At 38.7% G+C, this 19,118-nt stretch carries 19 protein-coding genes; 8 read left to right on the plus strand and 11 right to left on the minus strand.

Annotated features, from left to right (window positions below):
* Nucleotides 1-33 precede the first annotated feature (33 nt).
* Nucleotides 34-1,647, minus strand: coding sequence for a sigma 54-interacting transcriptional regulator (locus tag GWI68_RS06315; RefSeq protein ID WP_109409207.1), 1,614 nt, complete (start codon nt 1,645-1,647; stop codon nt 34-36).
* A gap of 404 nt (nt 1,648-2,051) precedes the next feature.
* Here GWI68_RS06315 and hydN point away from each other — a divergent pair, with 404 nt between their 5' ends.
* The 4 genes from hydN to sugE all read left to right on the plus strand — a co-directional run bounded on the left by hydN (nt 2,052) and on the right by sugE (nt 3,767).
* Nucleotides 2,052-2,609, plus strand: coding sequence for an electron transport protein HydN (gene hydN, locus GWI68_RS06320; RefSeq protein ID WP_109409208.1), 558 nt, complete (start codon nt 2,052-2,054; stop codon nt 2,607-2,609).
* A 72-nt stretch (nt 2,610-2,681) separates the two neighbouring features.
* The gene (gene hypA / locus GWI68_RS06325; RefSeq protein ID WP_109409209.1) at nt 2,682-3,023 is read left to right on the plus strand and encodes a hydrogenase maturation nickel metallochaperone HypA; all 342 of its coding nucleotides are present in this window, start codon (nt 2,682-2,684) and stop codon (nt 3,021-3,023) included.
* A gap of 8 nt (nt 3,024-3,031) precedes the next feature.
* Nucleotides 3,032-3,322 carry a hydrogenase maturation factor HybG gene (gene hybG / locus GWI68_RS06330; protein WP_036933156.1) on the plus strand — a complete coding sequence of 97 codons (291 nt, stop codon included), beginning with the start codon at nt 3,032-3,034 and terminating at the stop codon, nt 3,320-3,322.
* Between the two features lie 130 nt (nt 3,323-3,452).
* Entirely contained in the window at nt 3,453-3,767 is a 315-nt protein-coding gene (gene sugE / locus GWI68_RS06335; RefSeq protein ID WP_072069833.1) for a quaternary ammonium compound efflux SMR transporter SugE, read from the plus strand.
* A 73-nt stretch (nt 3,768-3,840) separates the two neighbouring features.
* Here the strand turns inward: sugE and frdD are convergent, their stop codons facing one another.
* Genes frdD through frdA form a run of 4 tightly spaced genes read right to left on the minus strand, consistent with a single transcriptional unit; the run spans nt 3,841 to nt 7,148 of the window.
* Entirely contained in the window at nt 3,841-4,200 is a 360-nt protein-coding gene (gene frdD, locus GWI68_RS06340) for a fumarate reductase subunit FrdD (protein WP_023583699.1), read from the minus strand.
* A 14-nt stretch (nt 4,201-4,214) separates the two neighbouring features.
* Nucleotides 4,215-4,607: a fumarate reductase subunit FrdC gene (frdC, locus tag GWI68_RS06345; protein ID WP_036933153.1), complete on the minus strand. Its 393-nt coding sequence runs from the start codon at nt 4,605-4,607 to the stop codon at nt 4,215-4,217.
* A 14-nt stretch (nt 4,608-4,621) separates the two neighbouring features.
* Entirely contained in the window at nt 4,622-5,359 is a 738-nt protein-coding gene (locus GWI68_RS06350; RefSeq protein WP_166539726.1) for a succinate dehydrogenase/fumarate reductase iron-sulfur subunit, read from the minus strand.
* Nucleotides 5,352-7,148: a fumarate reductase (quinol) flavoprotein subunit gene (gene frdA / locus GWI68_RS06355; protein ID WP_166539727.1), complete on the minus strand. Its 1,797-nt coding sequence runs from the start codon at nt 7,146-7,148 to the stop codon at nt 5,352-5,354. Before frdA ends, GWI68_RS06350 begins: the two co-directional genes overlap by 8 nt.
* 944 nt (nt 7,149-8,092) lie before the next feature.
* Here frdA and epmA point away from each other — a divergent pair.
* Complete coding sequence (epmA, locus tag GWI68_RS06360) at nt 8,093-9,070, plus strand: elongation factor P--(R)-beta-lysine ligase (RefSeq protein WP_109409212.1); 978 nt, start codon at nt 8,093-8,095, stop codon at nt 9,068-9,070.
* A gap of 43 nt (nt 9,071-9,113) precedes the next feature.
* Here epmA and GWI68_RS06365 read toward each other — a convergent pair whose 3' ends face one another.
* The 6 genes from GWI68_RS06365 to glpT all read right to left on the minus strand — a co-directional run bounded on the left by GWI68_RS06365 (nt 9,114) and on the right by glpT (nt 14,574).
* A complete protein-coding gene (locus tag GWI68_RS06365; protein WP_166539728.1) occupies nt 9,114-9,527 on the minus strand; it encodes a hypothetical protein in 414 nt (137 codons plus the stop codon).
* Nucleotides 9,524-10,066, minus strand: a complete 543-nt coding sequence (locus GWI68_RS06370) for a LemA family protein (RefSeq protein ID WP_166539729.1) — start codon at nt 10,064-10,066, stop codon at nt 9,524-9,526. The genes GWI68_RS06365 and GWI68_RS06370 overlap by 4 nt, the downstream gene beginning before the upstream one ends.
* Before the next feature lie 9 nt (nt 10,067-10,075).
* Nucleotides 10,076-11,149: a hypothetical protein gene (locus GWI68_RS06375; protein ID WP_109409215.1), complete on the minus strand. Its 1,074-nt coding sequence runs from the start codon at nt 11,147-11,149 to the stop codon at nt 10,076-10,078.
* A 36-nt stretch (nt 11,150-11,185) separates the two neighbouring features.
* Entirely contained in the window at nt 11,186-11,743 is a 558-nt protein-coding gene (locus GWI68_RS06380) for a LemA family protein (RefSeq protein ID WP_072069826.1), read from the minus strand.
* A 264-nt stretch (nt 11,744-12,007) separates the two neighbouring features.
* A complete protein-coding gene (gene glpQ, locus GWI68_RS06385) occupies nt 12,008-13,087 on the minus strand; it encodes a glycerophosphodiester phosphodiesterase (RefSeq protein WP_109409216.1) in 1,080 nt (359 codons plus the stop codon).
* A 134-nt stretch (nt 13,088-13,221) separates the two neighbouring features.
* On the minus strand, nt 13,222-14,574 hold the full coding sequence (gene glpT / locus GWI68_RS06390; protein WP_166539730.1) for a glycerol-3-phosphate transporter: 1,353 nt from the start codon (nt 14,572-14,574) through the stop codon (nt 13,222-13,224).
* Nucleotides 14,575-14,954: 380 nt separating this feature from the next.
* Between glpT and glpA the strand changes: the two genes are divergently transcribed.
* From glpA to glpC, 3 genes are read left to right on the plus strand one after another with little or no spacing between them, the layout of a single operon-like run.
* Nucleotides 14,955-16,613 (plus strand): anaerobic glycerol-3-phosphate dehydrogenase subunit A, encoded by a 1,659-nt coding sequence (glpA, locus tag GWI68_RS06395; RefSeq protein WP_198624321.1) that lies wholly within the window; start codon nt 14,955-14,957, stop codon nt 16,611-16,613.
* Entirely contained in the window at nt 16,603-17,910 is a 1,308-nt protein-coding gene (glpB, locus tag GWI68_RS06400) for a glycerol-3-phosphate dehydrogenase subunit GlpB (protein WP_166539731.1), read from the plus strand. Before glpA ends, glpB begins: the two co-directional genes overlap by 11 nt.
* Nucleotides 17,907-19,100, plus strand: coding sequence for an anaerobic glycerol-3-phosphate dehydrogenase subunit GlpC (glpC, locus tag GWI68_RS06405; protein ID WP_109409219.1), 1,194 nt, complete (start codon nt 17,907-17,909; stop codon nt 19,098-19,100). Before glpB ends, glpC begins: the two co-directional genes overlap by 4 nt.
* The last annotated feature ends 18 nt before the right edge of the window (nt 19,101-19,118 follow it).

Genomic DNA, 19,118 nt, shown 5'->3' on the forward strand with positions numbered 1-19,118 from the left:
TCTTAAATAATTGAAGAAGAAATTACTTTGGAATTAAAGTATTTCCGGAATTGAAATACCAAGGCGTTGCATCCGTGATAATAACGTTGTTCGTTTTAATCCTAGTTTTAAAGCAGCACCTCTGGCTCCAGCAACAACACCATTGGTTTCTCTTAACGCTTGAATGATCCTTTCTCGCTCCTCATCATCACTTTCTGGCGCATTAGTTTGCATGCGCTTTTCAATGGATGAAGGTTGAGTCAGTACCTGTTTTAAACGAGAGGGCTTATTAATGTGAAGCTCTTTTAACTGAAGGTTTAATGTTGAACCACGGGTTAAAATAACCGCACGCTCAATAATATTTTCAAGCTCACGGACATTACCTGGCCATGGATAAAGAGTTAATTGTTCCAATGCATTAGCCGGAATACAATCTATTTTTCTATCCATTCTACGTGCAATTTTTTGTGTAAAATGTTTAACCAAAAGTGGAATATCTTCTGGTCGTTCTCTTAACGGCGGAATAATAATAGGAAAAACATTCAGACGATAATATAGATCTTCTCTAAATTCACCTTCATCAGTTAATTCATGAAGATCTTTATTGGTCGCCGCAATCAGCCTAACATCAACAGGAATAACTTTATTACCACCCAGTCTTTCTATTTCTCGCTCTTGAAGAACACGAAGTAGTTTGGGTTGTAATTCAATGGGCATATCACCAATTTCATCAAGAAATAGAGTGCTTTTATCCGCCATTTCAAATCGACCAATATGCGTATTGGTTGCACCCGTAAATGCCCCTTTGTCATGACCAAAAAGATCGCTTTCTAATAGGCCAGAAGGCACAGCAGCACAGTTCATCTTTATCATCGACTTACCTTTCCGCTGACTAAGGCGATGAATAGCTCGTGCAATTAATTCTTTACCTGTGCCTGTTTCACCTAAAATAAGTACAGTGCTATCACTTTGTGCCACTAATTCAATTTGTTCGAGCACATTATGCATGGCATCGCTTTGGTAAATAATCTCACTAAAGCATCCGTTTTTATCTATTTGCTCATTAAGCCAAATATTCTCATTCTTTAAACTGTCTTTTAGATGCGTTATTTCTTCATATGCAGCTGCGTTTTCAATAGCGATACCAATACGAGCTGCAATCTGTTGTAGCAATTGACAGGTATCGTCGGTAAAAACACTACCGACTTCATGTGCTAAAATTAATAAACCAAGTGGCTTATGATTAAAAGCTAGTGGCAATAACAAAGCCGTCTGCATATTTTGCTTAACTAGACGCTTAATCAAAACATCTTCTTGATCTTCATTATTAATATCAATTAAGACAGGTTTGTTTTGATTAATAATTTCTTCTGCTTTGTTATTCGCGCTACTAAACTTACGTTGTTGGCGAATGACTGATTTTCCAGTCTGATAACGGCTAGAATAAAGAATACCTTCATGACTATTTTGTGATGAAGTACGGCATAACATTAGACTAATATGATTCAGTCCAAAAAAACGATGTATTTCTTTAGAGACTTCAGAAATAAGACCATCCATGTCTAGATGAGCTAATACAGAGTTTGTGATATCAACCAATATGCGATATTGGTTACGCTCATTACGAAGGCTCTCCATAGTTTCAGCATTGTTACTGCTTAATTTCATGACACCACCGATTGCCCTAAAAAATTAGCTATATTGTAGTAGGTTTATAATAAATTTATATCAATGACTGAATCATTTTTGATCCAACCCGCTATTTTTGTATCTGTAATGAAACTTAAAAATATAAACTTATCAAATAGCTATATAATAAATTATATAGCGTTTTAATTTATCGTCAAAAATGTCGAATAATTTGACGAAGTGACTTATTTATTAATTAATAATCATTTTTATTTAAAGATTATTTAATTGAAAAATAAGGAATAGTTATATCAAAAATATATTGGCATGAACCGTGCTAGATTCATTCTATTGATACTCTAATTATTACTCTTAATTAGAATAACGCGTTGCATTTATCGCCATATATAACGGCTATATATAACAAAAAGCAGGAGAATATGATGAACCGTTTCATCATTGCAGACCCTAAAAAATGTATTGGTTGCCATACTTGTGAGGTAGCTTGTGTGGTTTCACATCAGCAAGCCGATCAAGATAACTTAGCCATTGAGCAAATTAGTGAGCAAAATTTTCAACCGCGAATTCATGTGGTTAAAGGATTTTCAATTAGTACAGCAGTTGTCTGTCACCAATGTGAAGATGCCCCTTGTGCAAATGTGTGCCCGAATGGTGCCATTATTCATAATAAAGATTATTACTATGTTGATCAGGATAAATGTATCGGCTGTAAAACCTGTGTGTTGGCTTGCCCTTATGGCACTATGGAGGTGGTTTCACGCCCAGTCATGCGCAAATTAACTGCGCTTAATACTATTGATGCATTTAAGGCCGAAGCTAATAAATGTGATTTATGCCATCACCGAGAAGCAGGGCCTGCATGTATTGAAGTTTGCCCAACGCATGCTTTAGTGTGTATCGATAGAGACGCACTCGAAGATATGGTGAAAGAGCGTCGTCGTAAAGCAGCTTTTGAAACCGGTGCTGAATTGTTGTTTTAAGATCAATAATAAAGCAACTATGTGCTGATACTATAGTTGCTATTATTTATCCTGCTTCAATAAGGTATCGACATGCATGAAATCACACTTTGCCAAAGTGCATTTGAGATAATAGATTCTCAGGCAAAATTAAATAATGCAAAAAAAGTAAAAAGTGTATGGATGGAAATTGGCGCATTATCTTGTGTTGAAGTGAGTGCGCTTGAGTTTTGTTTTGATATTGTTTGTAGAGACACTATTGCACAAGGCTGTGAATTACATATAGAAGTTATTCCTGCAAAAGCGTGGTGCTGGGATTGTCATCAAGTCGTGACGGTTTCAACGTTTAACGCGGGATGTCCTTCTTGTGGTAGCCAAAATATGCGTGTTGAAAATGATGATGCAATGCGAATAAAGCAAATAGAGATCGAATAGGGGTTGTTATGTGTCTTGGTATTCCAGGTCAGGTTGTTGAAGTAGGAAAAACAATCACTGAAAATGCAATGGTCGATGTTTGTGGTGTAAAACGTGAAGTGAATATTGCACTAGTCTGTGAGGGAGAGCCTCATACGATGATTGGAAAGTGGGTATTAGTACATGTGGGTTTTGCCATGAGTATCGTCAATGAAGAAGAAGCAAAAGAGACGCTGGATGCCTTGATGGCAATGGGAGAAGTAGAGGATGATGTCTCTGCTTTTCTTTATGGCGAAGAGGGCGCACCTAAAAAAAATTGAGTTAATTTTATGCTATTGCATGATTAATTTCTTTTTCTTATACTTAAACTTCATCTTTTAAAAGCTGGGACGACCCAGCTTTTTGTCTTTGTATTCAGGGGACGACCCCAATTTATCGATAGGGGACGTTATGTCTTGGATTATTCTTTTTGTTGCGGGTTTGTTGGAAATCGTTTGGGCTGTTGGCCTTAAATATACACACGGTTTTACACGCTTAACGCCAAGTATTATCACTATTAGTGCCATGGTTGTGAGCATGGGAATGTTGTCTTACGCCATGAAAGGCTTACCTGCGGGTACAGCTTACGCAATTTGGACGGGTATTGGTGCAGTGGGTACCGCAATCTTTGGTATTTTGGTCTTTGGTGAGTCCGCGAATATCTATCGCTTACTGAGTTTAGCCATGATTATTTTTGGTATTATTGGGCTGAAATTAGCGAGTTAAATCGTGAATATCCGGTATAAAAAAGCCACTCAATTCAAAAGTTGAGTGGCTTTTTATCTTACGTATTAATCAATTACAGAGTAAATACACCAATAATGGCGAGAACACTGATAATAGCAGCACCACCATAAAATACCCATTTGCTTGCAGGTACATGCACTTTAAAATCATGCAAAGTATGGTGAATACGGTGTAATGCACACCAAACTGGCAGAATGATCATTAACAGTAAGAACAGACGGCCAATAATGCTTTGGCTAAATGCCATAATACGTTCATAAGTAAATGCTTCTGGCGCAATACCCATAGGGATTAGGATACCGAGCAGGATGATGATTGCTGGAGAAACAATCGCACTCCACATACCACCGGCACCAAATAATCCCCAGAAAATAGGTTCATCAGAGCGCTTAGGAAGTTGATTCTGATTCATTATTTCCTCCTGGGTTACATTAACGCCACTGCCAGAATAGCGGCAGTAACAACGATAGTGACAGCCCAAAAACCACGAACAATGGGTTCTTGAGGCATTTTTTCATCTTTAACAACGATAACCACAGCTTTTGGTGCAAGTTTAAACCAAGTTGCAGTGTGGAATACTGTCGCAATAAGAGTCACAATGTTAATCAGCATTACAATTGGGTTGCTCAGGAATCCAACGAAACCTGCCCAACTTTCTGGTCCATTTTTCAGTGCGAATACACCAAACAGTACAACCAGACTGAACCAAAGTTGTGGAAGGCAAGTACCTTCACGGGTGATATAGAAACGATAGAAACCGAGTTTCGTCCACCAGTTTGGTTGCATACCACGAACATAAGGCTTACGTTTTGTTGTCATGTCTTGTTTCCTCCTTAACGTGGTTTCAGCATCGCAATGACAAAGTCTTGCGCACTGGCTGCTTTACCTTGCTGAATAGCGGCAGCAGGATCCACATGTTTTGGACAGACTTCAGAACAGTAGCCAACAAAGGTACAAGACCAGACACCGTTCTCACCATTTAACTGAGGCATACGCTCTTTTACCCCATGGTCGCGACTATCTGTGTTGTAACGTTGAGCTAACGTAATCGCTGCTGGGCCAATAAACTCTGGGTTTAAACCAAACTGAGGACATGCTGCATAGCAAAGACCGCAGTTGATACAACCAGAGAATTGGTGGTATTTTGCCATTTGAGCAGGAGTCTGTTTATTCGGACCTTCTGAAGGCTTACGATCATTACCGATGATATAAGGTTTAATCGCTTCTAAGCTTTCGATAAAGTGAGTCATATCGACAACAAGGTCACGTTCAACAGGGAAGTTACCCAGAGCTTCAATTCTTACACCGTTTGGATATTCACGAACAAACGTTTTACAAGCCAATTTAGGCACTTTGTTAACCATCATGCCGCAAGAGCCACAAATCGCCATACGGCAAGACCAACGGTAAGAAAGATCAGGCGCTAAATTGTCTTTAATATAACCCAATGCATCCAGTAATGAGGTTTGCTCATCATAAGGAACATCATAAGTGACGAAATGAGGTGCTTCGTCCGTTTCTGGGTTATAGCGCATGACTTCCATTTTAATGTGCTTCATGTCATCAGCCATTCGCTTTCTCCTTATTCTGCTTGTCTTGTGCAGTCGCTTCACCACCATAGACACGTTTAGCAGGAGCAGACTTAGTGATCTTCACATCGCTATATTCTAAACGAGGAGCACCTTCTGGGTTATAGAACGCCAGAGTATGTTTCAGGAAGTTCACGTCATCACGCTCAGTACAACCTTCGTCAAGACGTTGGTGTGCACCACGAGATTCTTTACGATTGATTGCAGAATGAGCCATACATTCAGCGACATCTAAACCAAAGCCAAGCTCAATTTTATACAGTAAATCGGTATTAAAGACGCTACTGGTGTCTTTAATTTCAACACGTTTGAAACGTTCTTTTAATTCAGCCAATTTATCAACGGTTTTTTGCATTAATTCAGGTGTACGATAGATACCGCAACCTTCTTCCATTGATTCACCCATTTCATCGCGAATTTGTGACCAGCTTTCAGAACCTTTTTGATTCATCAGTTTTTTCAGGTCATCTTCGATATCACGAGTACGTGCATCCAGTGCAGATGCGTTAGCTGGTGCAGCTTCTTGAGTACAACGAACCGCTTCTTCACCTGCAAGACGACCGAATACAACCAGTTCTGCTAGTGAGTTAGAACCTAAACGGTTAGCGCCGTGTAAGCCAACAGATGAACATTCACCTACTGCAAACAGACCTTTAATACGAGTTTCTGTTTGTTGGTTGGTTTCGATACCACCCATAGTGTAGTGAGCAGTAGGACGAACAGGGATTGGCTCATTAACTGGGTCAACACCCACATACGCTTTTGCCAGTTCACAAATAAATGGCAGACGTTCATGAAGTTTTTTCGCACCCAGATGACGTAAGTCAAGATGAACAACATCGCCACGGTGAGTTTTGATAGTACGGCCTGCGCGCCACTCATGCCAGAATGCTTGAGAGACTTTATCGCGAGGGCCTAATTCCATGTATTTATTTTCTGGTTTACCTAATGGAGTTTCTGGTCCTAGACCGTAATCTTGCAGATAACGATAGCCATCTTTATTGACCAGAATACCACCTTCACCACGACAACCTTCGGTCATCAGGATCCCTGAACCTGGTAGGCCAGTTGGGTGATATTGAACAAATTCCATATCACGCAGTGGAACGCCATGACGTAAAGCGATGCCCATACCATCACCAGTAACAATACCGCCATTGGTATTGAAACGATAAACACGTCCAGCACCACCCGTTGCCATAATGACAGCGTTAGCACGAATTTGAACTTTCGTACCTTCCATCATATTAATCGCAACAAGACCACGAGCGTGACCTTCATCAACAAGGATATCGAGAACGAAGTGTTCGTCGAAACGTTGAATTTGTGGATATTTTAAGGATGTTTGGAACAGAGTATGTAGCATATGGAAGCCGGTTTTATCGGCTGCGAACCAGGTCCGTTCGATCTTCATCCCACCAAAACGTCGGACGTTGACTGACCCGTCTTCTTTACGGCTCCAAGGACAGCCCCAGAGTTCTAGTTGAGTCATCTCTGTTGGACAATGCTCAACGAAGTAATCTACGACATCCTGTTCACACAACCAGTCACCGCCTGAAACGGTATCATTGAAGTGGAAATCATAGGAGTCGTGAGCCTGAGTCACTGCTGCTGATCCGCCTTCTGCTGCCACGGTGTGGCTACGCATTGGGTAAACTTTTGAGATCAGAGCAATTTTCAGTTGAGGATTCGCTTCCGCGGCAGCTATTGCTGCTCGTAAGCCTGCGCCCCCGGCTCCGATTATCGCTATATCGGCATTAAAGGTTTGCACTGCGCTTCTCCATTGTTCAAGTGAAAATTGGAATAATTGTCTAGAATTCAATTCACTGACATTATTAATTTGTAATGCTATTTTTTTAAGCTATCCGTAACGAAATTGTTTCACTGCCTTGTGACTGCGCTTGATAACATCTTTATTATCATTGACTGTAATTTTAGTATAACGAAATGTGGGGCACCGAAATTTGATATGAATGATGGTTTTCCCGTATTTCGCAAAAAAAGTGTGATCCAAGCCAAGAATTCTGGGTTTTGATAATAAGAGCCCAGATAAACTTGAGGGTAAAATAGAATATATTTTTTTAAATTGAAAATTATAAATAGTAATGAATAATCTGTTTTTAAAGTATAGATAACTTTAATTGAAAATGACAAGGTTTTTTTGTTATTTATTGATTTTAAAGAGTAAAAGTTTTTACTTTTCCTTTGGCTAATTTAAATTAATAAAAAATCATTCTGAAAATTAAAATAAATTTTTTACTATTTATCTAAAACAAATCGGTTTGTCTTGTTAATTGTTAATAAAATATTAATAATATTTCTAAAGGTTTTTAATACTCGTCAAAATACGCAAATTTAAATAGAAAGTTAACGTTGAAGTTAAAATGAGATTGGCTATTCAAATATAAGCATTGTGTTAGTTTATTGTTATTCGTAATTGAGAAAAAGAATTATTACAATTTACTTTTATTATAAAATAATAGTTAACGAGTTGTCTTTGGTACATTAGATTGATGTTTATTTCGACGATAAAAAGTGCCTTAAAGTAGATGTTTTGTAGAATTACATTTATTTGTCTTATGTGTTTTTACTTAAAAAACCATAAAGATAATGAATAAACATAAAATGAAACGCCTCTTTATTAGGGAGAAATTTGTCTGTTGAGGAGGATGCGAGTAAACTGCACGCTTTGTTTTCTGTTGGAGTTTTTCGTTCATGAGTGATATCGCGGATTGGCAGCCAAGCGCCTCAATCGCCAACTTACTGAAAAAGGCGAAAATAGTCAGTAATATTAGGCGTTTTTTCGCTGATCGTGGTGTGTTAGAAGTTGAAACACCTATGATGAGTCAGGCTACCGTTACCGATGTTCATCTTTTCCCATTTGAAACCCAATTTGTCGGGCCAGGTGCTTCACAAGGGCTAAAGCTTTATTTGATGACAAGCCCCGAATATCACATGAAGCGTCTATTAGCGGCAAACAGTGGGCCTATTTATCAAATGGGGCGTTGCTTCCGTAATGAGGAAGCCGGTAGATATCATAATCCGGAATTTACGATGTTAGAGTGGTATCGCCCTTGTTTTGATATGTACCGGTTGATGAATGAAGTCGATGATTTATTGCAAGAAGTGTTAGATTGTGAAGCATCAGAATCACTCTCCTATCAACAAGCATTCTTGCGCTATCTTGATATCGATCCTTTATCAGTTGATAAAGAAAAATTACGTGAAGTGGCTGCAAAACTAGATTTATCAAATATTGCCGAGACTGAAGAAGATAAAGATACACTGCTTCAATTGCTATTTGTCTCTGGGGTTGAGCCACATATCGGCTTAGAAAAACCAACCTTTATCTATCATTTTCCTGCGTCACAAGCGTCATTAGCTGAAATTAGCTCAGAAGATCACCGTGTTGCAGAACGTTTTGAAGTCTATTTTAAAGGTGTGGAGTTAGCGAATGGATTCCGTGAGCTAACGGATGCGCAAGAACAACGTCATCGCTTTGAACGTGATAATCGTCAGCGAGTGGCAATGGGATTACCTGAGCAACCTATTGATGAGCGTTTTTTAGCTGCCCTTGAAGCGGGATTACCAGAGTGTTCTGGTGTTGCTTTAGGTGTCGATCGTCTCATTATGTTGGCTCTTGGTGTCGAGCGTCTTAGTGATGTGATTGCATTTCCTGTTTACAGGGCATAAACGTGATATTGATAGCGTAATAAAAGAGAGCTTAGGCTCTCTTTTATTTTTTTGATTTTCGACTTTGTCTTCGCTTTTCTTCTGCTTCAAGCGCTTTTTCTTGAAACTTCGCAAATTTATTTCCGGTTACGTCTTTCATATAGCGATAATTAATAAACCAATACGTAATACATGAAAATAAAATAACCCACCAGATTAAGAGTAGTTTTAAGGCAGAGTTAACACCGAGTATTAAATTAAAACTAATCAAGACCATTAAGCTGACAAATACCGAGCTAAATAACCCACCTGCAATTTGTGGCATATATCTTTTTAAAGGAGTGATACTTATTAATGGCAAAATGATTGCCATTGAAAATAATGTACCAAAAGTGGCAAGCATAATAATCATGATGGGATCACCAAGACCCAATATCCAATCGGTAATACCAAAAAATGAAAAAGGAATTTCTATCATAAATCTGTCTCCCTACTAGGATAGAAAAGAGGGATATCTTTAAAATTAAAAATCAATTTAAACAATACATTAGGGAAAATATGTATTTCAGTATTATAGAGTGTGACGGATTGATTAAAGAACTCACGTCTATCAGCAATACACTCTTCTAATTCTTTAGCTTGTGCTTGTAATACATGTAAATTTTTTCCGCTGATAAGTTCAGGGTATTTTTCAGCAATGATGAGTGATTTTTTTATTTGAGGTAATAACTGATTTGCTAAATCAACTTTTTGGTCTAATACATCAGTGCGTAAATAGTGATCTCTATTTTCAGCTAATTTTTCAAATAAGATTTTCTCATGATCCATCGATTTTTGTGTAATTACTACCAACATGGGGATCAAGTCAGCTTGTTTTTTTAATAAAACATCAATATTTGCAAAGGCTTTATAGCAATTGTTCTTTAGCATTACCATGTTGTTATAAATCATCACTAATTGGCGTATTAAAAAATAAACCAAAGCGAGAATAAAAATGATGAAAATAAGCCATTCCATATTAATCAATTACCAAGATGAAGAGGTGCTATTAAAATAAAGTGTTAGGATGCCGTTTTGGTAATCCATTGGTACCACCAGAATGGATAAGATAACAAAAAGAGCAATAATAACGATGATAGCCGAGTTACGACGAAAGGGGCGTGCTTTGTTCCAACTAACAACATAATCTTGAGGGGATAAACCTAATAGATAGTGAGGAGCATTATGTGTGATAACAACTTCATCATTGATAGGCTCTGCATTTCCTATCAATAAATAAGTGGTATCAGCTTCTAAAATGTACTCCTTAAAACGTTTATTGTTATATTCCAGATCTTGGTGAGGATCGATGCCAAGATGAACTAAAGGTTTATCAGCTGCAAGAATTTGAACTGAGCCGGTATCATCTGTCATAGTGAAATTGTTGATCTTTTTGTCACAGAGTGTTTGGCGATAGCTTTTCTTACCTTCTTTATCTGTCGATATGTCATATTCATAATAGCAGTAGCCATAGCACTCTTTTTTACCTAGGCGACTCGTTAATTTTTTACCCGCAGTTATCTTGCCTTCAATTTCAACCAGCCCAATGGCTAAAGAGCGAATTTTAGATGTCGCTAGAATTTTTTGAAAACGTAAAAAACGCTTTTCAGGTGTTTTTTTGGCAATTTGATAAACGAACATTAAAACGAAACTTAAAAAGAACAATCTATGGTCAATAAAAAAGCCAAAGCTTAAACAGAGCAGTAAAAGGCTAATAAATACGGTGTTAATAAGTGCTGAAAATTTAGACTCACCTTCCATTTGTAATTGATGATAATTTTTTATCGCTTTTTCACCAATATTTCCAATATGATTTGAAATACCATAGGAAAATATCAAAATGACAGCGAATGCAATACAGGAGATAAGATTAACAACAGAGTCTTCACCGCTAGGATAAAGGCCATTTTCTCGCGAAAAAAACAGATAATTTCCAGCCACAAACGCTATCCCTAAAAAGGGAACAATACCTAAGTTGTTCTTCTTTTTTTGAGCACGTTTACTGCGTAAAAAATAGATTAATGCACCTACGGTACAGCCGATAAAAAAATAAATTAACACTGCAATTTATCCTTAATGCGGTTATTTAACTCATTGTTATTTAAAATGAATACCATCAAATTTCATTTCTTCTTTGGGTATTTCTAACAATTGCATGCGTTCAAAGCGGAAAAGGCCAGCAATTAAGCTATCAGGAAACATCTCTATTGCGGTGTTGTAGTTGGTGGTTGCATCATTAAAGCCTTCACGACGTTGAGCAATTTTATTTTCTACATCACTAACACCGGTTTGAAGTAGTGCTAATTGTTCACCAGAAATTAACGTCGGATAATTTTCAGCAAGGGCAATCATGCCTCGTAGTGCTGTATTCATCTCATTTGATGCGCTGATTTTTTCATTAATATTTTGTGCTTTAAAGTAGCGTTGTCTTGCATCGCTTAATGCAATAAATACACTTTTTTCGTGTTCCATTGCTTTTTCAGCTACCGCCATTAATTGAGGAATTTGGTCTGCTCTCTGTTTTAAAATAACATCAATGTTTGCAAATTGATTACTGACTTGATTGCGTGTCGCAATAAGACGGTTATAAATTGAAATACCCCAACTAATAAAAAGAACGATAAGAACGAGTAAAATAATGGCCATTATTGTCATTGTGATCCCTTCTTCTAAGTATTTAAGAAATGATGATAGCTAACTTAAAAAGTTATTTTTGTTTTTTAATTAAATTATTAGAGTAACTTAGATAAAGATGAAGAAATATACAATCAGAAAGGGCGCAAATATCCTATTTCAAGTTGCAGCATTGGTGACAGTGTTCACTCGCACTAACCACATACTAATGTATGCCTAGTATCTCATTCACTTGTCGCCTAGCTGCACCTTGAATTATTTAGAGCGTAAATAAAATGCGATGATTTATTTAGCTTGTTTTTGTAAGAACTTAACCCCTAAATCAGGGAAGTCTGTAAAGACACCTTCTGCACCCGCTTGGTTATAAATGATGTCGTAAAGTTGATCACCATCTTTTGCGTATTTAGGAAGTTTATCAATACGAACAGTAAACGGATGAATGGTCAATTTATTCGCATGAGCATCAGCAGACATACCCGTTAAGGTAATTTTTTCTGGCGTTGAGTTTTCTTCCACTAACATATGGTAATCAGGGCCAATTCCATCAGCATAAGTGGCAATCTCTTTCATTGCACCCGGCTTAAACATCCATTCATAGCTGTAGTTTGTCCATGTACCGTCAGGCTGTTTCTCATAAGTCTCATTCCAGTCGGTATAAGCAATTAACTGAACGAGTTTTAAGTCCATGCCCATTTTTGGCATTAATTCTGTTTTGATGCGTTTTAGGTCGTTAGCATCGAATGATTGTAGATAAACATTGTCAGTTTTTTTCGTATAACCGTACTGTTTAAGTACTTCCAGCACTTTGGTGGTAATGTCTTTACCTTCTTGTTCATGAAACCAAGGTGCTTTAATTTCAGGGTAAATACCAATATCTTGGCCTGTTGATTTGTTTAGACCTTGGATAAATTCAATTTCTTCTTGGAAAGTATGTACACGAAAATCCGATTTACCCATAGGGAAACGGTTTGGGTAACTTTGGACCTTTTTACCATCAACAATGTCAAAACCTTCGGTAAATTTCAGCCCTTTAATTTCCTCAAGCGTAAAATCGATAGCATAGTAACGGCCATCTTTTCTTGCTCTATCAGGATAACGATCAGCCACATCTGTTACACGATCAAGATAGTGGTCATGTAAAACAACTAATTCGTTGTCTTTGGTCATCACCAAGTCTTGCTCTAGATAATCTGCGCCTTGGGCATAAGCTAATGCTTTGGCAGGAAGCGTATGTTCAGGCAAATAACCACTTGCACCACGGTGAGCGATAACAACCTTATCGCTTGCCGCTTGTGCGATTGCACTTAAAGATAGAGTTAAAAGAACGCCTGCAACTAACGGTTTTATTCTAAAAGATGTACTCATAAAGCAGCTCCATTTTAATTCTACGTACAATAAAGTTATGTACAGTTGGCAATAAAAAAGCCACATCAAAACAGTTGATGTGGCTTGGTTTTAGAGATGAGATTTAACTAATTTCATAAATAATCAGTTAGCGATTATTCGTACTTCTGAAGCATTTCACGTTTGTGTTTGGTTTCAGTAACCATCACGATAAGTAATAACACAACAGACAGTGCACTACCGCCGATCATGACCATAAAGCCACCATCCCAGCCGAAGTAGTCAACTGTGTAACCTACGATAGCACTCGCTGCAACAGAACCACCTAAGTAACCGAATAGACCGGTAAAGCCTGCTGCTGTACCTGCTGCTTTTTTCGGTGCAAGCTCAAGAGCATGCAGACCAATCAACATAACAGGACCGTAGATTAAGAAACCGATAATTAACATACACGCCATATCAACATTCGGGTTACCCGCTGGGTTCATCCAGAATACGATAGTTGCGATAGTAACTAAGGTCATGAAGAACACACCTGTTGCACCACGGTTACCTTTGAATACTTTATCTGACATCCAACCACACAGCAGTGTGCCCGGAATACCTGCGTATTCGTATAAGAAGTAAGCCCATGATGATTTATCCATTGCGAAGTGTTTTACTTCACGCAGATAAGTTGGTGACCAGTCCAGCACGCCGTAACGTAGTAAGTAAACGAACACGTTCGCAATCGCAATCATCCACAGAAGTTTGTTAGGGAACACATACTTCATAAAGATTTCTTTTGCAGTCAGTTCTTGTTCGTCAGTTTCCTTATAATCAGGTGGATAGTCGTTTTTGTACTCTTCGATTGAAGGTAAACCACATGATTGAGGGGTATCGCGCATTAATGCGAATGCGATCATTGCAACTAAAATTGCTGCAATTGCTGGCATATATAACGCTGCTTTCCAGTCGTTAAACCACGCCATACCTAATAAGAATAGTAACGGAGGTAAACCACCACCGACGTTATGTGCACAGTTCCAAATTGAAACGATACCGCCACGTTCTTTCTGTGACCACCAGTGCACCATGGTACGTCCACAAGGAGGCCAACCCATACCTTGGAACCAACCACAAAGGAACAACAGAACGAACATTACCATAATGCTCGAAGTTGCCCATGGCACAAAGCCCATAAATAGCATCACTACAGACGCTAAAATAAGACCTGCTGGTAAGAAATAACGTGGGTTAGCACGGTCAGAGAATGAGCCCATGATAAACTTAGAGAAACCATAAGCAATTGAGATCCCTGATAAAGCAAAACCTAGGTCACCTTTAGAAAAACCTTCTTCTACGAGGTAAGGCATTGCTAACGCAAAGTTTTTTCTTACTAAATAATAAGCAGCATAACCGAAGAAAATCCCCATAAAGATCTGCCAGCGTAGGCGACGATAGACGGGATCTATCTGCTCTTTTGGCAAACGCGCTTTATGTGGCGCAGGTCTAAACAGACTTAACATATTAGCCTCCGATGGCTTTTATTTTAATATGTTGATATTAAATAATGACAAAACGAACAGTGAAATTATCAAAAAATTTTCTTTAACGAACTTAATAGTAAACTTATACAATCAAATTTACTGTGAGGTATTACTCAGTTGTCGAATAATTTTTCAAGATGTGCAATTTTGAGTGATATGTTAACTTTATCAAATACTTTTTGTTAAATAATTTGTGATTAGTATCACAGATGTGGTTTTAACTTTTCACTTGTGAGCGTTTCTCTTTCGTTTTTGCTCATTATCAAACATTAACCACACTTTTTGTGTATCTTATACACTATAATTAACGCTAAAGAATAATTAAGCGTTTGCTGAATGTAATGTGAGAGGGCATCTCTATGATGAGCGGTTCACCAGTGACAGAAACTGATGTCATTATTATTGGCGGAGGAGCAACCGGTGCAGGCATGGCAAGAGACTGTGCACGCCGTGGATTACGTTGCGTCCTGCTTGAAAGACACGATATTGCAACCGGTGCAACCGGTCGAAATCATGGGTTGTTACACAGTGGTGCGCGTTATGCAGTAACCGATCCTGAGTCAGCGCGTGAGTGTATTGAAGAGAATATGATCTTAAAACGGGTCGCTCGTCATTGTGTAGAAAAGACGGATGGCCTTTTTATTACCCTACCCGAAGATTCTTTAGAGTTTCAACAGACTTTTATTCAAGCTTGCCAAGCTGCAGGTATTGATGCTCAAGCGATTTCACCCGAAGAAGCTATTCGCTTAGAGCCTTCTGTTAATCCGAATCTAATCGGTGCAGTTAAAGTACCTGATGGCACAGTTGATCCGTTTCGTTTAACCGCAGCAAATATGTTAGATGCTCGCGAACATGGTGCACAAGTCCTGACCTATCATGAAGTCGTTGGCCTTATTCGTGAAGGTGATCGTGTTAAAGGTGTCAAAGTTTACGATCATCAAACGAAAAGAATGTACGAAATCCGCGCACAAATTGTGGCGAATGCTGGCGGTATTTGGGGACAAAAAATTGCTGAATACGGTGAGTTAAAAGTTCGAATGTTCCCAGCAAAAGGGGCATTACTGATTTTGGGTCATCGCATTAACAATATGGTGATCAACCGTTGTCGTAAACCTGCGGATGCCGATATTTTAGTACCTGGCGATACGATTTCATTAATTGGTACAACTTCAACACGCGTACCTTACGATGAAATTGACAATATGTATGTCACCCCTGAAGAAGTCGATATTCTTATTCGTGAAGGTTCAATGTTAGCGCCAAAACTGGCTCAAACTCGAATTCTACGTGCTTATGCTGGTGTACGTCCTTTAGTGGCAAGTGATGATGATCCGTCAGGTCGTAATGTTAGCCGTGGTATTGTTTTACTCGACCATGCGCAACGTGATGGATTAGAAGGCTTTATTACCATTACGGGCGGTAAATTAATGACTTACCGTTTAATGGCCGAATGGGCGACAGATAAAATCTGTGAGAAATTAAATGTCTCTGCAAAATGTACTACTGCAGAAGAGGCATTACCTGGCTCTCGCCAATCAGCAGAGCAAGCATTACGTAGCGTTGTTTCATTACCTGCACCAATTCGTGGTTCAGCGGTTTATCGTCATGGTGATTTAGCGAATAAATTACTGAGCAATGAACGTATTGATAAAAGCTTAGTATGTGAATGTGAAGCGGTAACGGCAGCTGAAGTTCGCTATGCGGTTAACTCTTTAACGGTTAATAACTTACTTGATTTACGTCGTCGTACTCGTGTGGGTATGGGAACTTGCCAAGGTGAACTCTGTGCTTGTCGTGCCGCTGGATTATTAAACCGTTTACAAGTTACTACTCCTCATGAATCAGAGCAGCAACTTGCTCATTTCCTGAATGAGCGTTGGAAAGGTATTCGACCAATTGCTTGGGGCAATGCATTACGTGAAAGTGAGTTTACCAGTTGGGTTTATCAAGGTTTATGTGGTTTAGATGCAGATATGATTGAAAAAACAGCTTCAGCGGAGGCAGATAATGAAATTTGACGTCATCATTATAGGTAGCGGACTGGCAGGATTAACTGCTGGTATTCGTCTTGCCGAAGCCGGTAAGTCTTGTGCAATCATTAGTAATGGTCAAAGTGCGTTGCATTTTTCATCAGGTTCATTGGATTTATTAACTCATCTACCTGATGGAACTGCGGTGACTCAGCCTAAAAAAGCACTGGCAACGTTAGCAGAGTTAGCGCCAAAACACCCGTATAGCCGTATTGGTGAGATACAAGTTTCAACTTTAATTGAACAAGCTCAGGCATTGTTGGCAAGTACAAGTGGTCTTGAGTATCAAGGTAATGGTGATGAAAACCATTATCGTATTACGCCAGTAGGGCGCTCTCGTATGAGTTGGATGAGTCCAATGCGAGTTCCTATTCATGGTATTGATAAAGCATTGCCGTGGAAAAAACTAGCTGTGGTAGGAATTGAAGGTTTCTTAGATTTTCAGCCACAATTTGCAAGCAACACGCTTAATGAGCAAGGTGTTGAAGCTATTCCTTATCATATCCACTTACCGTTATTAGATAGATTGCGTGATAATCCAAGTGAATTTAGAGCAGTTAATATTGCACGTTATTTAGATAAACCAGAAAACACACAAGCGTTAGCTGACGAACTGAAAAAGCACATTGATGACAGTGTTGAGGCGATTATTTTACCTGCATGTATTGGGCTTGATGCTGAAGAGCCAGTGACATTACTGCAACAGTTAGTAGGTAAACCGATTTGTCTATTACCAACATTGCCACCTTCTCTATTAGGAATTCGTCTACATCAAGCATTAAAACTGCGTTTTCAAAAAGCGGGTGGTTTAATTATGCCTGGTGATCGCGCGGAGGAAGTTGACTTAGTGGGTAACACTGTTACAGGCGTTCATACTAGAAATCACACTGATATTCCTATTCGCAGTGAGCATGTGGTGTTAGCAACGGGAAGCTTTTTCAATAATGGCTTAATTGCCGAATTCGATCGTGTTTATGAGCCTTTAATGGAACTGGATTTGTTAGAGACATTACCTCGTAATGAGTGGACACAAGAGAATGTCTTTGCGAAACAGCCTTATATGCGCTTTGGTGTTAATACCGATAGCCAATTAAGGCCCATGAAATATGGTGAAGTATTAGACAATGTTTATGCTGTGGGCGCTGTGTTAGGTGGATTTGATCCGCTAAATGAAGGTTGTGGTGCGGGTGTTTCAATGATTAGCGCTCTTTATGCCGCGCAACAAATTTTACAGCATCATAAATCAGAACAGACCACATCTGCGGTTGTGGAGGCAGCACAATGAGTTTACAAGATAACAGTTTTGAAGCTTGCATTAAGTGTACAGTTTGTACAACTTATTGCCCTGTTGCAAAAGTGAATCCACTTTATCCTGGGCCTAAACAAGCAGGCCCTGATGGTGAGCGTTTACGCTTGAAAGATCCGATGCTTTATGATGAAGCATTGAAATATTGCACTAACTGTAAGCGTTGTGAAGTTGCATGTCCGTCAGATGTAAAAATTGGTGATATTATTTCGCGTGCGAAACTGAACTACAACACCAAAACACCTAAGATTCGGGATGCTATTTTAAGTCATACGGATTTAATGGGAACATTATCAACGCCAATGGCGCCGATAGTAAATACTATTACCGGATTAAAACCAGTCCGTAAAATCTTGGATAAAGCGCTTAAAATCGACCATCGTCGTGAATTACCAAAATACTCTTTTGGTACATTTAGAACATGGATGAAAAAACAGGTTGAAGAGCAGGCGCGCTTTAAAGATCAAGTTGCCTTCTTCCATGGTTGTTATGCTAACTATAACCACCCGCAATTAGGGAAAGATTTAGTTAAAGTATTCAACAAAATGGAGATTGGCGTTCAGTTATTAAAACGCGAAAAATGCTGTGGTGTTGCATTAATTGCGAATGGTTTTGTTAAACAAGCCAAAAAACAAGCCGCTGTGAACCTCGAATCGCTGACAGAAAAAATTGTTGAAAACAATATTCCTGTCGTTGCAACATCATCAACCTGTACCTTCACTATTCGTGATGAGTATGAACATATCCTTGATGTTGATACATCAAAAGTACGTGAAAATATCGAATTAGCGACACGTTATATTTATCGCTTACTAGAAGAGGGTCGTGAATTACCACTGAAACATACCCCGTTAAAAGTGGCATATCACACCCCTTGTCATATGGAAAAAATGGGATGGACGGCATATTCCATTGATTTAATTAAACGTATCCCTGGTGTTGAGGTGATTGTTCTTGATTCTCAATGCTGTGGTATTGCCGGAACTTACGGTTTTAAATCTGAAAATTACGATGTTGCTCAAGGCATTGGTGCGGGCTTATTCCGTCAAATTGAAGAGAGTGGTTGTGATTTAGTTATTACAGACTGTGAAACTTGTAAATGGCAAATAGAAATGTCAACAACGAAAAAATGTGAACACCCCATTAGTTTATTGGCAAGAGCATTATAAGTATTGCCTATTAGATAA

Origin of the sequence: Proteus sp. G2669 (genome assembly GCF_009915245.1) — a bacterium.
In the GTDB taxonomy this organism is placed as follows: Bacteria; Pseudomonadota; Gammaproteobacteria; order Enterobacterales; family Enterobacteriaceae; genus Proteus.

Coding starts and splice junctions, on each gene's coding strand:
- GWI68_RS06315 (WP_109409207.1), bottom strand. CDS start 1,647: ATGAAATTAAGCAGTAACAATGCTGAAACTATGGAGAGCCTTCGTAAT.
- hydN (WP_109409208.1), top strand. CDS start 2,052: ATGAACCGTTTCATCATTGCAGACCCTAAAAAATGTATTGGTTGCCAT.
- hypA (WP_109409209.1), top strand. CDS start 2,682: ATGCATGAAATCACACTTTGCCAAAGTGCATTTGAGATAATAGATTCT.
- hybG (WP_036933156.1), top strand. CDS start 3,032: ATGTGTCTTGGTATTCCAGGTCAGGTTGTTGAAGTAGGAAAAACAATC.
- sugE (WP_072069833.1), top strand. CDS start 3,453: ATGTCTTGGATTATTCTTTTTGTTGCGGGTTTGTTGGAAATCGTTTGG.
- frdD (WP_023583699.1), bottom strand. CDS start 4,200: ATGAATCAGAATCAACTTCCTAAGCGCTCTGATGAACCTATTTTCTGG.
- frdC (WP_036933153.1), bottom strand. CDS start 4,607: ATGACAACAAAACGTAAGCCTTATGTTCGTGGTATGCAACCAAACTGG.
- GWI68_RS06350 (WP_166539726.1), bottom strand. CDS start 5,359: ATGGCTGATGACATGAAGCACATTAAAATGGAAGTCATGCGCTATAAC.
- epmA (WP_109409212.1), top strand. CDS start 8,093: ATGAGTGATATCGCGGATTGGCAGCCAAGCGCCTCAATCGCCAACTTA.
- GWI68_RS06365 (WP_166539728.1), bottom strand. CDS start 9,527: ATGATAGAAATTCCTTTTTCATTTTTTGGTATTACCGATTGGATATTG.
- GWI68_RS06370 (WP_166539729.1), bottom strand. CDS start 10,066: ATGGAATGGCTTATTTTCATCATTTTTATTCTCGCTTTGGTTTATTTT.
- GWI68_RS06380 (WP_072069826.1), bottom strand. CDS start 11,743: ATGACAATAATGGCCATTATTTTACTCGTTCTTATCGTTCTTTTTATT.
- glpQ (WP_109409216.1), bottom strand. CDS start 13,087: ATGAGTACATCTTTTAGAATAAAACCGTTAGTTGCAGGCGTTCTTTTA.
- glpT (WP_166539730.1), bottom strand. CDS start 14,574: ATGTTAAGTCTGTTTAGACCTGCGCCACATAAAGCGCGTTTGCCAAAA.
- glpA (WP_198624321.1), top strand. CDS start 14,955: ATGATGAGCGGTTCACCAGTGACAGAAACTGATGTCATTATTATTGGC.
- glpB (WP_166539731.1), top strand. CDS start 16,603: ATGAAATTTGACGTCATCATTATAGGTAGCGGACTGGCAGGATTAACT.
- glpC (WP_109409219.1), top strand. CDS start 17,907: ATGAGTTTACAAGATAACAGTTTTGAAGCTTGCATTAAGTGTACAGTT.